This window comes from Stenotrophomonas cyclobalanopsidis (assembly GCF_008710035.1).
Classification (GTDB): domain Bacteria; phylum Pseudomonadota; class Gammaproteobacteria; order Xanthomonadales; family Xanthomonadaceae; genus Stenotrophomonas; species Stenotrophomonas cyclobalanopsidis.
In genome coordinates, this window is sequence record NZ_VYKI01000005.1 from 1 (window position 1) to 12,546 (window position 12,546).

The following is a 12,546-nucleotide window of genomic DNA, read 5'->3' on the forward strand; positions in this document are numbered from 1 at the left end:
TCGACGTTCGTGTGCGGGATGGGGATCGCTCGGCTCGTCTGTCGGCGCTATCCGCAGATCCATGCTTGTCGGTCCCTCCACCCTGGCTCCTACATACCTCGTAGGAGCCGGGAGGAACATACAAGCCATGCTCGACTGGCTCTTGTAGAGCCGAGCCATGCTCGGCTGCCGTTTGCAGAATCAGTCGAGCATGGCTCGACTCTACATGAGCGAAAGTCGAGCAAGCTCGACTCTACCGGGCCAGAGCTGCATCGAGCTTCTGCTCCGCGGCATCCGCATACGCACCGCAGGTCACTGCCTTGGCGCCGGCCTGGGCCCCGGCCGCATAGTCCCAGCCACTGCCATCCGGATGCGGGGTCAGCAGCACGTCGCACGGCAGGGCGCGCACGGTGGCGAAGCTGCGGCGGAAGTCTTCGACCAGGTGCGGATAGCGCGGGTTCTCCTTCAGCGTGTATCCCGGTGCACTCAGGCTGTCGGCATAGGCGATGCGCACCGGCCCGCCGTCGCGGGTATCAGTCCAGGTCCAGGCCGTGCTGCCCGGTGTGTGGCCCGGCACGAAATGCGCGGTGAAGCGCATGCCGCCGACGTCTACCGTCTCGCCGTCCATGATGATGCGATCGACCTGGGCCGGCGGGAAGGTGAAACGATCGCCGAAGTGCAGGTCATCACTGCCACCACGGGCCAGCAGTACCGCCGTTTCGGCATTGGCCAGTATGCGCGCGCCAGTGCGTCGCTTGAGCTCGGCCACCGACCCGGCATGGTCGGTGTGGGCGTGGCTGAGCAGGATCACGCGCAGGTCGGCCGGGGCAACACCACGCAGCTGCAGGTTGTGCAGCAGGTGATCGGCCATCTGTGGCATGCCGCCATCCAGCAGCACCGCGCCCTGCGGGGTCTGCACCAGCAGCGAGGTGAGATTGGCCGTGCCGATCTGCCAGGTATGGTCGGCAATCTGCAGCGGGGCGATGGGCTGCAGCCACGAAGGATCAACGGTGTAGGCCTTCAGCTGCGGCAGCACCGGTTCGGCGGCATCGGTGGCCAGCGGAAGGCTGGCGGCAAAGGCGAGGGCAAGAGGCAGCAGGCGCATGCGGAAAGGTCGCGGGTGAAGGTGCAACGACGCTATCACGGCCACTTCTTTTCCAGTTTCGCGTATTGCTCATGGCTTCGATAAGCAAAACCAGTCGAGCATCGCTCGACTCTACAGAAAGCAAGAGCAGTCGAGTATTGCTCGGTAGATGCTCGCGTCATGGCGCAGCTGCCTGCAGGCGGTCGTACATGCGCACCAGGTCGACCAGGGTGCGCGCCTCCATCTTGCGCATCACCTGCGCGCGCCTCACTTTCACCGTGATCTCGCTGACGCCCAGGTCGGCGGCGATCTGCTTGTTGAGGCGGCCGCGCACCACGCCGTCGACCACCTCGCGTTCGCCGGTGCTGAGGGTGTGCCAGCGTGCCTGCAGTTCGCCCAGCGCCTCGCCCTCGCGGCGGCGCTCGCGGTCCAGCGCGATGCCCTTGTGGATGGCGTCGAGCAGTTCCTGGTCGCGGAAAGGTTTGGTGAGGAACTCGATGGCCCCGGCCTTGATCGCGTTGACGCCCATGGCGATGTCGCCATGGCCGGTGATGAACACCACCGGCAGCTGCAGGCCCAGGTCCGCCATGCTGCGGTGGAAGTCCAGGCCGCTCTGTCCGGGCATGCGCACATCCAGCACCAGGCAGGCCGGGGCATCGTCGCGCGGGTGGTCGAGGAAGGCCTGGGTGGATGCGAAGGCGCGCACCTGCAGGCCCATCGAGGCCAGCAGGTCTTCCAGCGCCGCGCGCACGGACGCGTCGTCGTCGACGACGTAGACGATGGGCGCCAGCTCGGCCGGCGGTGGCAGGGGCTTACGCATGGTCATCCTTGCCGGCTGCCGGCAGTTCGAACACGAAACAGGCGCCGCCGCCGGCCGGGCGCTCGGCACGGATGTGGCCACCGTTGGCTTCGATCATCGTCCGGCTCAGGCTGAGGCCCAGGCCGAGGCCATGGTCCTTGGTGGTCCAGAACGCGTCGAAGACGCGGTCCGGCTGCTCGCTGGGCAGGCCGACACCACGGTCGCGCACGCTCAGGCTGACCTGGCCGCGGCCATCGCGCGCCGTCGCCAGCGCAACACGCCGCTCGGCAGGCGGCAGCAGGGCCATCGCGTCGACCGCGTTCAGCAGCAGGTTGCCGATCACCTGCTGCACCTGCACGGGATCGGCGAAGACCGGTGGCAGGTCCGCATCGAGCAGCAGCGCCACATCCACCTGGTGCTGGTCCAGTTCATTGCGTGACAGGGCCAGCATGTCCTGCACGGCCTGGTTCAGGTCGAAGGCGCGGCGTTCGGGCGCAGCGCCCTGGGTCAGGCCGCGGATCCGGGCAATCACGTCACTGGCGCGGTGCGCATCGGACAGGATGCGGGCGATGGCCTGCAGCGCCTTGTCGACATTGGGGGGCGATTGCGCCAACCAGCGCTGGCTGGCCTCGGCGCTGCTGGCGATGGCGGCCAGTGGCTGGTTCACTTCATGGGCGATGGAGGTGGTCAGTTCGCCCACCGTGGAGGCGCGCGCCACCCGCAGCAGGCGTGCCTGCGCCTCCTGCACGGCCGCCTTGGCCGCTTCCATCTTCAGCACCAGCCAGGTGGTGATGCCGATGACCAGCATGCCGATGGTCGAGTTGACCAGGCCGATACGGTAGGTGCCGAAGCGGGTGAGAAAGAAGCTCAGGCCGGTGAGTGCGATGCAGGCGGCCGCCAGGATGAGCAGGCCTCGCGGGGCCATCAACCGCGAGGCGGCGAGGATGACTGCTGCGTAGAAGCAGGCGGCGGCCACGGCATAGTCGGTGACGGTGTCGAGCAGGAAAATCGCCGCCATCACCACGATCAGGGCGAGCAGCGCCAGCGGGCGGCGGGGCGACAGCGACGGCATCGGGAACAGCTCCCTGGCGGGTGGTGGGGGGATGATAAGCGGCGGGTCTGGTAGATGCCCACCTTGGTGGGCATGCCGACCAGCGGCCGGCACTACCGGGGTGCGATCATGCCGGCAGTGCTCTGGTAGATGCCCACCTTGGTGGGCATGCCGGCCAGCGGCCGGCACTACCGGGGTGGGTCATTCTTCGAGGCTGGCGTTCCAGAACCCCTGCAACACGCCCGGCGTGCCGGCCAGGTTCTCCAGCACCGCATCCAGTTCCGCGGCGTCGACCGAGGTGGCATACAGCACCGCCTCGATCTCTACGTCGCGTTCGCCGAACGGCCGCTGGTCCACCGCGCGCACCGGATACTGCGCCTGCTCGAGCAGCAACAGCAGCCGGTCCAGTACTTCGGCCTGCTGTTCACGCTGGCAAACCACGTTGATCGCGTACGTCGCCTCGCTGAAACCCTGCGCCAGCGGCTGCCGCTGGATGCGGTTGACCACCGGCCGCAGCAGGGTGTTGGCGGCCAGCACGAACACCGCGGCCATCACCGCTTCCGGCAGCAGCTTGACGCCGGCACAGGCACCGACGGCCGCCGAGCCCCACAGCGTGGCTGCGGTGTTCAGGCCCGAGACCTGTGCACCGTCCTTCATGATCGCGCCGGCGCCGAGGAAGCCGACGCCGGAGATCACGTAGGCGACCACGTGCAGCGGCGAGGGCGGGCCGCCGAACAGATCGTGGAAGCGCACCGCCAGATCGACGAACACCGCCGCGCCCACCGCCACCAGCGTGTTTGTGCGCAGTCCGGCGGTGCGCTGGCGCAGCTGCCGCTCCAGCCCGATCGCTGCGCCGAGCACGAAGGCCACGGTCAGGCTCAACAGCGAGCCCAGCGTGGCGCCAGCGTCGAACGGCGGCAGGTTAACCTGCAGCCCCAGCATCACTGCCACCCGTATCGGCGGATGTAGAGCTGCTTCATCGCCGTGGTCAGCACCGCGTAGCCGAACAGGATCGCCACCAGGAACGGCCAGTAACCCAGCGGCAGGGCCTGCAGCTTGAAGTAGCCGGCCAGCGGGCTCATCGGCAGCAGCACGCCGATCGCCATGATCGCCGCGGTCATCAGCAGCAGGGCCGGCGCGGCGATGCTCTGCAGGAACGGCACCTTGGGCGTGCGGATCATGTGCACGATCAGGGTCTGGGTGAGCAGGCCGACCACGAACCAGCCGGACTGGAACAGGCTCTGGTCGGCCACCGTGCGCGCGTCGAACACATGCCACATCAGCGCGAAGCAGCAGAGGTCGAAGATCGAGCTGATCGGCCCGAAGAACACCATGAAGCGCCCGATGTCGGCCGGATTCCACTTCAACGGCTGGCGTACCAGTTCCTCGTCCACGTTGTCGAACGGGATGGCGATCTGCGAGATGTCATACAGCAGGTTCTGCACCAGCAGCTGCAGCGGCAGCATCGGCAGGAACGGCAGGAACGCCGAAGCAACCAGCACCGAGAACACGTTGCCGAAGTTGGAGCTGGCGGTCATGCGGATGTACTTGAGCATGTTGCAGAACGTGCGCCGGCCCTGGATGACGCCGTCCTCCAGCACCATCAGGCTCTTTTCCAGCAGGATGATGTCGGCCGCTTCCTTGGCGATGTCCACCGCGCTGTCCACGCTGATGCCGATGTCGGCCGCGCGCAGGGCAGGGGCATCGTTGATGCCATCGCCGAGGAAGCCGACCACCTTGCCCTGCGCGCGCAGGCAGCGCACCAGCCGCTCCTTGTGCAGCGGCGTCAGGCGGGCGAACACCCGGTGCTGCTGCAGGGCATGCGCAAGCGATGCGTCGTCCATGCGTTCGATCTGCGGCCCGGTCACGATGGCATCGACCTCCAGCCCGACCTGGGCGCAGACGCGGGCGGTCACAAGCTCGTTGTCACCGGTGAAGACCTTGACCTCCACGCCATGCGCGGCCAGTGCCTGCAGGGCCTGCGCGGTCGACTCCTTGGGCGGGTCGAGGAAGGCCACGTAGCCGACCAGGGTCAGGCCGCACTCATCGGCCTGCGAATACACCGACTGGCTGGCCGCGGTCTCCTTCATCGCCACGGCGACCACGCGCAGGCCCTGTTCGTTCAGTTCCTCGGTGGTCTGCCGCACCCGTGCCAGCCGTGCCGCATCCAGCGGCTGGTCGATGTCGCCCTCGCGCACGGTGGTGCACACCGCCAGCATCTCTTCCACCGCGCCCTTGCAGATCAGCTCGTGGTGGTCCTCGCGCTCGGCCACCACCACCGACATGCGGCGGCGCTGGAAGTCGAACGGAATCTCGTCGACCTTGCGGTAGTCCTGCGACAGGCGCAGTGAGCTCTGCAGCTCCACGTGCTCGAGCACGGCACGGTCGAGCAGGTTGATCAGCCCGGTCTGGAAGTGGCTGTTGAGGTAGGCGAACTTCAGCACGTCCTCCGAGTCCTGGCCGAACACATCGGTGTGGCGCTCCAGCGCGATGCGGTCCTGGGTGAGGGTGCCGGTCTTGTCGGTGCACAGCACCTCCATCGCACCGAAGTTCTGGATCGCGTCCAGGCGCTTGACGATCACCCGCTGCCGCGACAGCAGCACCGCGCCCTTGGCGAGGGTGGAGGTGACGATCATCGGCAGCATTTCCGGGGTCAGCCCGACCGCCACCGACAGCGCGAACAGGAAGGCTTCGGTCCAGTCGCCCTTGGTCCAGCCGTTGATGAGCAGTACGAACGGCACCATCACCAGGGCGAAGCGGATCAGCAGCCAGCTGACACTGTTGACGCCGGCCTGGAACGCGGTCGGCGCGCGCTCGGTGGCGGTGCTGCGCTGGGCCAGCGTGCCGAAGTAGGTGCGGTTGCCGGTGGCCAGCACCACCGCCGTGGCCGTGCCCGACACCACATTCGTGCCCATGAACAATAGATTGACCTGTTCCATCAGACCTGCGTCGGCGGCGCCCGGGCTGGCGAATTTCTCCACCGGTAGCGACTCGCCGGTCATTGCGGCCTGGGCGACGAACAGGTCCTTGGCGCTCAGCACGCGGCAGTCGGCCGGGATCATGTCGCCGGCCGAGAGCACGATGTGGTCGCCCGGCACCAGCGCACGGATCGGCAGATCGAGCAGGCGCGAGGGACGCCGGCTGTGCAGGTGCGCGCCGAAGTACTGGTCGGCCAGCTCCGCTGCCTCGGTGCCCGCGCTGCGGCGCAGGACCCGCGAGGTGTTGCCGACCAGTGCCTTCAGCCGTTCGGCCGCGCGGTTGGAGCGGCCCTCCTGCACGAAGCGGATCAGGGTGGAGAGCACCACCATCGCAGCAATCACCACCGTGGCCTTGGCGTCCTCGGTCAACCAGGACACCGCCGCGAGCACGCTGAGCAGCAGATTGAACGGATTGCGGTAGCACTGCCACAGATGGCGCCACCACGGCAGCGGCTTTTCGTGATCGACTTCATTGGGGCCGAGACGGGCAAGGCGATCAGCGGCCTCCTGCGGGCTGAGGCCATCGCTGTGCGAATCCAGCGCGGCCAGCAGCCGGGCATCGTCGTGGCGGGCCAGAGTCAGCAGGCCATCGGTGAGCGCGGAGGGCGCGGCATCTGCCGCACCACGGCCAAAGCCGGCCTCGGGCAGAGCGCGGCGGCGGAACAGGCTTCCCGCGCGGCGGCTGCGCAGGAAGGCGTTGAACCAGGCGTTGAGCAGGCTCATGGGGGTCATCCTCGGAAATGCCGACCCGGACGTGCCGGGTCGCGGAGTGGCGTGGATCAGGCGCGGCGCAGGGCCAGCACTGACGGCGACCACGGCTGCAGGTGCAGGCGCTGGCTGCCGCCGATGCACAGCGGCTTCATGGCATCGCGCAGAGGGTGGGGCAGGTGGCGCAGCACGGTGATGCGCTCGCCGATTGGCAGCAGCGACAGCGCGTCGGCGACGACTCGAGGCGAACCGAGTGCCAGCGCATGGGCGAACAGCACCGGGCCGTGCTGCAGCAGGCGGCTGCGCAGGCCGACGACATCGCGCTCAACGATCAGGCGGCGCAGGCTGATGTAGAGGATCTTGTAGGACATGGGGAAACTCCGGGTAGGCGACGCCCGGGGCCCCCATCACGCGTGCGGACAGGGACCGGCGATGGGCGCCAGCAGGGAACAGGCGGCGGCACTCGGGGGCGCGGTGCGCCCGGCAGGGTCGGGGTCCATCAGCATCTCCATCGGTGGGGCCTGTCTGGGCCAGTGGCGCTATTGTCCGCACGCGGCCGCGCCGGGCCTAGATGCCCGTGGGTAAGCGCGGATATACGTTGGTATAGGCGCGCGCCATGCGTGGCGAACGCCATCCACGCGTGGGCCGCCCGTCCTGTAGAGCCGAGCCCATGCTCGGCTGCCTTTCGCGCCATGCGTGGCGAACGCCATCCACGCGTGGGCCGCCCGTCCTGTAGAGCCGAGCCCATGCTCGGCTGCCTTTCGCGCGATGCGTGTCGAACGCCATCCACGCGTGGCGTGGACCTACAAACCGTCCGCGAACGCGTCGGCCGCCCGTCCTGTAGAGCCGAGCCCATGCTCGGCTGCCTTTCGCGCGATGCGTGGCGAACGCCATTCACGCGTGGCGTGGACCTACAAACCGTCCGCGAACGCGTCGGTCGCGCGGACCAGCGCATCGGTCGTGGCCGGCTCGGTGGCGCTGTGCCCGGACAGCACCATCTCCAGCCGGGCTTCCGGCCAGGCGCAGGACAGGTCCCAGGCGCTGCGCGCCGGGCAGATGATGTCGTAGCGCCCCTGCACGATCACCGCGGGCAGATGGCGGATGCGATCGACGCCTCGCAGCAGCTGCCCGTGCTCGAGAAATGCGTTGTGGCGGAAGTAGTGCGCTTCGATGCGGGCCTTGGCCAGCGTGTCCAGCGGATCGGCATCGGAGACCGCATCGACATCGTGCACCAGCGTGGCGGCATGGTCTTCCCACCCCAGCCAGGCAAGGCCCGCGGCAATGCGGGTGGCAGGGTCGGCGCTGTCCAGCCGCTTCCAGTACGCCGCAATCAGGTCGCCACGCTCGTCCTCGGGAATATGGGCTTCGTAGCGCGCCCAGCGTTCCGGGAAGATCCAGCGCGCGCCGCCGTCAGCCTCGGCGAACCAGGCGTTCTCCTCGCCGCGGCCCAGATATACACCCCGCACGATCACGCCGGTCGCGCTCTCGGGATGGGCCTGTGCGTAGGCCAGCGCCAGCGTGGAGCCCCAGGAGCCGCCGAACACCAGCCAGCGTTCAATCCCGAGGTGCGCACGCACCCGCTCGATGTCCTCCACCAGATGCACGGTGGTGTTGTCGTGCAGTTCGCCGAACGGCGTGGAGCGGCCGCAGCCTCGCTGGTCGATCAGCACGATGCGGTAGCGCGCCGGGTCGAAGAAGCGACGATGCGTGGGCGAGACGCCGGCCCCCGGACCACCATGCAGGAACACGGCAGGGATGCCCTCCGGGTTGCCGCACTCCTCGATATGCAGCGTATGCAGCGCATCCACGGCAAGGCGGTGCTCGCGGTAAGGCGTGATCGGCGGAAAGAGCTTACGCATGGCGGTGTCTCACGAGCAGGAACGACAAGCATAGCGGTGCCGGTCGGACGACGTCGCATCGCGCGTGGTTCGAGTATCCTCGGCGTCCAGGAACGGCCGCGCGCGCAGGCCGCCATCACTCCAGGAACGGCATGGACCAGCAGGATGCAGCGAAGCAGGCCGCGGCGCCGTATACGCTCAGCAGTGGCGGACGCGAGCTGCTGAAGTGGGTCGCGCTTCTGCTGATGACCGGCGACCACGTCGCCAAGGTCGTGTTCTGTGGCTATGTGCCGGTTGCCAGCGAGCTGGGGCGCGTCGCGTTTCCGCTGTTCGCCCTGGTGATGGCCTGCAACCTGGCCCAGCCTGGCGCTGACCTCGGCAAATCGATCCGGCGCCTGCTGCTCTGGGGCGCGATCGCCCAGCCGCTGCATCTGCTGGCCTTCGGCCAGCCGCTTCCGTTGAACATCCTGCTGACCTTCGCCGTTGCTGCACTGGCCGTGCTCGCGCTGGCGCAGGGGCGGGCCTGGCTGATACTGCTGGCGGGCGGCGTGCTGCCGGTGCTGGTCGACTACCAGTGGGCGGGCGTGGCGCTGGTGGTGTTGGGCTGGATCGCGTTCCGCAACCGGCTGTGGTGGCTGCCGCTGCCGGCCTTGGCTGCGCTGTGCTGGACCAATGGCAACGGCTGGGCGCTGCTGGCGGTGCCGCTGCTGTGGGCAATGGCCCGGCTGCCGTGGCGGGTGCCGCGCTGGCGCTGGTCGTTCTACCTCTACTACGTGGGCCATCTGGCGGTGCTGGCGGGCTATGCGATGGTGGTCGGCCGCTGACCGATGGCCGACAATAGCGCATGCCTGCCACGCCGACCCTCGATGATCTGCGCCGTTACGCCATAGCGCGCACGCTGTTCAGGCCGACGACCCTGCTGGCGGCCATCCGCCGCCTCGGGTTCGTCCAGGCCGATCCCATCCGCGCCCCGGCCCGCGCCCAGGATCTGACCCTGCGCCATCGGGTCAAGGGCTATCGGGCCGGTGATCTGGAAAGACGCTACGCGCGCCTGCCGGTGGAAGAGGATTGCGTGGTCAACTATGGCTTTCTGCCGCGCGAACTGCTGGCGCTGATGCACCCGCGGGTTTCATCGCGGGTGTGGGATGCGGCGACCCGCCGCAGGGCGGCCGAGGTGCTTGAATTCGTGCAGGCGCGTGGCAGCGTGCATCCACGCGAGGTGGACCAGGCCTTCGCGCATGGCCGGGTGACCAACTACTGGGGCGGCACCAGCAACGCCAGCACCCATCTGCTCGATGGCATGCACTACCGCGGCATGCTGCGGGTGCAGCGGCGCGACAGAGGGACACGTATCTACAGCGTGGCCGACCATCCGCAGGCAGACACCGGCGTGGCCTCGCAGGCGCAGCGTGCCGCCGCCCTGGTCGACCTGGTGGTGCGCAAGTACGCGCCCCTCCCGGCCGCCAGCTTGACCTACCTGGTGCGCCTGCTCGCCTATGGCGCGCCGCACCTGACGGCACCGCTGCAGCAGGCGCTGCGCGAGGCGCGGCAGACGTTGGCCAGCGCCGTTGTCGAAGGAACGACCTGGTACTGGCCGGCGGATGAGAATCCGCGCTCGCGGCGCTTCGCCGTGGATGAGCAGGTCCGCCTGCTGGCGCCATTCGATCCGGTGGCGTGGGATCGTCGGCGCTTCGAGCTGCTCTGGGGCTGGACCTACAAGTTCGAGGCCTACACGCCCGCAGCGAAGCGCCGCTTCGGTTACTACGCACTGCCACTGCTATGGCGCGACACGATCATCGGCTGGGCCAACATCACCACGCCCGAAGGCCGCCTGCAACCGGCGTTGGGTTACGTCACTGGCAAGGCGCCGCGCGAAGCGGCGTTCCTCGCGGCGCTGGACGACGAACTGCAGCGCATGGACGACTTCCTCCACGGGCCGGGCAGCGGCGCCTGAGCATTGCCTCCACGGTCATCCACGTCCTCGACCTGGCAGCGGCGCCGCGCCGATGGTCGCGACGGCCGTCGAGGTGACGGCCAATAGGTGACCGCACTCATCCAGCCGCGCATTGGCCACGGCCTGGGTCGCGCCGCAATGGGTGCAGGCGAGGATGGTGCCGCCGTCCAGTCGCACGATCTGTATACCTTCGGTGCGGGTGACCTCTCCGCAGGCTTCGCAGCGCAGTGCCATCGAACGGACCTGCACGATTGCGCCTGCCGGGTCCCTGTCTGCATCGAGCGCCAATACGAAAAAGCGACCGGTTTTGGGCATGGCACTGTCTCCGTAGAACCTGCTGACAAGGTGCTCGCAGCGCTGGCTGCAGGGCGTGATGGAGGGCTCAATCGGATGTGGACGCGGACGTTCCCGGCATCACGGCGTCATCCTCTCGCTGGACCCGGCGGTCCCGCTCGCGGGTGCTGTACAGGCCGTTGTCGGCGCGATGGATGGTGTCGGCGACCAGCTCGCCGCCGGCATGCGTGGCCGCGCCCATGGAGAACGCGATCGGGGCGAGACCCGCGTTCTGCTCGTACCAGTCCAGCAGCGCCTGCAGGCGCTCGCGTGCCGGCTGGATCAGCACCACCATGAATTCATCGCCGCCCAGCCGGACTTCGCTCTCCCCCGCACCCAGCGGCGAGCGCAGGAAGGCGGCGAACTCGACGAGGACGGCATCTCCGCGACGATGGCCCTGGGTATCGTTGACCTGCTTGAAGTGGTCGAGGTCGAACACCACGCAGGCCCAGGATTCGGTCTCCAGCTCTTCGAGCCGGTGCAGGTAACGGCGGTTGTGGCACAGGGTCAGCGGGTCGCGCTGGGAAAGTTCGCGCAGACGCGCTTCCTGCTGCCGCAGCGCGGTGACGTCCTGGGCGTGGCCGAGCACGAAGGGCGGGTGTGCCTCGCTGTCGAGGACGTTGTTGTAGGCCCAGTAGCGGAGGCTGCCATCGGCGGCGATCAGCTCGATCACGCCGGCATCGGTGTGGTTGCTCTCGATCCGCGCCAGGTAGGCCTTGAAGGCATCGCGCTTGTCCGCAGGCATCAGGTCGCACAGGCTGCGGCCGACCATCTGGCTCTCGGGGAACCCCAGCGACTGCACCGCCGCCGGGTTCACCGAGGTAACGGTCCCGTCGAGGGTGTGCGTGCAGATGAGGCCGAGGCTGTAGTGGAACAGGCGCCGGTAGCGCACTTCGCTGGCTTCCAGCGCGTCCAGCACGGCGCGTTCCTCGGTGATGTCCTGGATGGCCCCGACCAGGCGTGGCCGCCCCTCGACCTGCTGGCGACTGCCGACCACGCGCGTCCAGATCGCGCGGCCGTCGGCGGTGGACATCGGCAGCTGCACTTCCCACGGCGTGCCGGCGTCGATGCAACGCTGCACCGAGGCCCGGATGATGGCGCGGCTGTCCTCGCGATAGAACGAGAGGGCGCTGTCCAGGGTCGGCTGGTAGCTGGCGCGCACGCCATGGATCTGCTTGGTTTCGCGAGTCCAGCGTACCTCGTTGCTGGTCAGGTCCAGTTCCCAGCCACCGACCTTGGCGGCGGTGTTGGTGCGTTCGAGGAAATCCTCGCTGCGCTTGAGATCGCTGTGCAGGTGCTGCGCCTGGTCGACTTTCTGCAGCAGCGTGGCGCGCTGTTCCAGCAACTGGGTGGTGACCCGGCCCAAGTGCACCATCAGTTCGCGCTGCGAGGGCGAAAGGACGCCGGGCATGGTATCGAACAGACACAGGGTTCCGATGCGTGCGCCTTGCGCGCTACTGAGCGGGATGCCGGCGTAATGGCGGATGCGCGGCCCGCCGGTGACCAGCGGGTTGCCGGCGAACAGAGGATCCTGGCGTGCATCGGGAACCTCCATCAACGCATCGCGCTCGATGGCGTGCGTGCAGAAGGAAATGTTGCGCGGCGTTTCGCTGGTACCCGGCAGGCCGATATTGGCCTTGAACCATTGCCGGTGCTCGGCAACGATGGAGATCAGGCCCATCGGCATGCCGGTGGCGGCTTGGGCGGCGGCAACGATGGCGTCGAAGACGGGTTCGGACGGAGTGTCGAGCACTCCCAGACGCTCGATCTCGCAAAGTCGGAAAGCTTCATCATCCATAGCTGGCGCGCTGGCTTCTGCGGG

General features: G+C 68.2%; 11 protein-coding genes. 2 read left to right on the forward strand and 9 right to left on the reverse strand.

The genetic code is table 11. The features are described from left to right. Positions 1-232: 232 nt before the first annotated feature. The 7 genes from bla to pip form a co-directional block, all read right to left on the reverse strand. The gene (gene bla / locus FJU31_RS05535) at positions 233-1,084 is read right to left on the reverse strand and encodes a subclass B3 metallo-beta-lactamase (RefSeq protein ID WP_150453852.1); all 852 of its coding nucleotides are present in this window, start codon (positions 1,082-1,084) and stop codon (positions 233-235) included. Positions 1,085-1,241: 157 nt separating this feature from the next. Next, the gene (locus FJU31_RS05540; protein ID WP_150453853.1) at positions 1,242-1,883 is read right to left on the reverse strand and encodes a response regulator transcription factor; all 642 of its coding nucleotides are present in this window, start codon (positions 1,881-1,883) and stop codon (positions 1,242-1,244) included. Then, on the reverse strand, positions 1,876-2,934 hold the full coding sequence (locus FJU31_RS05545; RefSeq protein WP_150453854.1) for a sensor histidine kinase: 1,059 nt from the start codon (positions 2,932-2,934) through the stop codon (positions 1,876-1,878). The genes FJU31_RS05540 and FJU31_RS05545 overlap by 8 nt, the downstream gene beginning before the upstream one ends. A 180-nt stretch (positions 2,935-3,114) precedes the next feature. Further along, positions 3,115-3,855, reverse strand: a complete 741-nt coding sequence (locus FJU31_RS05550) for an MgtC/SapB family protein (RefSeq protein ID WP_150453855.1) — start codon at positions 3,853-3,855, stop codon at positions 3,115-3,117. Beyond that, a complete protein-coding gene (gene mgtA / locus FJU31_RS05555) occupies positions 3,855-6,614 on the reverse strand; it encodes a magnesium-translocating P-type ATPase (RefSeq protein ID WP_150453856.1) in 2,760 nt (919 codons plus the stop codon). Before mgtA ends, FJU31_RS05550 begins: the two co-directional genes overlap by 1 nt. A gap of 56 nt (positions 6,615-6,670) precedes the next feature. Beyond that, positions 6,671-6,970 carry a hypothetical protein gene (locus tag FJU31_RS05560; RefSeq protein WP_150453857.1) on the reverse strand — a complete coding sequence of 100 codons (300 nt, stop codon included), beginning with the start codon at positions 6,968-6,970 and terminating at the stop codon, positions 6,671-6,673. A 540-nt stretch (positions 6,971-7,510) separates the two neighbouring features. After that, positions 7,511-8,458 carry a prolyl aminopeptidase gene (pip, locus tag FJU31_RS05565; RefSeq protein WP_150453858.1) on the reverse strand — a complete coding sequence of 316 codons (948 nt, stop codon included), beginning with the start codon at positions 8,456-8,458 and terminating at the stop codon, positions 7,511-7,513. A 131-nt stretch (positions 8,459-8,589) separates the two neighbouring features. Here pip and FJU31_RS05570 point away from each other — a divergent pair, with 131 nt between their 5' ends. Next, positions 8,590-9,261: a TraX family protein gene (locus FJU31_RS05570; protein ID WP_150453860.1), complete on the forward strand. Its 672-nt coding sequence runs from the start codon at positions 8,590-8,592 to the stop codon at positions 9,259-9,261. A gap of 20 nt (positions 9,262-9,281) precedes the next feature. After that, positions 9,282-10,391: a DNA glycosylase AlkZ-like family protein gene (locus tag FJU31_RS05575; RefSeq protein ID WP_150453861.1), complete on the forward strand. Its 1,110-nt coding sequence runs from the start codon at positions 9,282-9,284 to the stop codon at positions 10,389-10,391. A gap of 15 nt (positions 10,392-10,406) precedes the next feature. Here the strand turns inward: FJU31_RS05575 and FJU31_RS05580 are convergent, their stop codons facing one another. Further along, positions 10,407-10,706 (reverse strand): hypothetical protein, encoded by a 300-nt coding sequence (locus FJU31_RS05580; RefSeq protein WP_188115459.1) that lies wholly within the window; start codon positions 10,704-10,706, stop codon positions 10,407-10,409. Between the two features lie 67 nt (positions 10,707-10,773). Then, entirely contained in the window at positions 10,774-12,522 is a 1,749-nt protein-coding gene (locus FJU31_RS05585) for a sensor domain-containing diguanylate cyclase (protein WP_150453862.1), read from the reverse strand. Positions 12,523-12,546 lie beyond the last annotated feature (24 nt).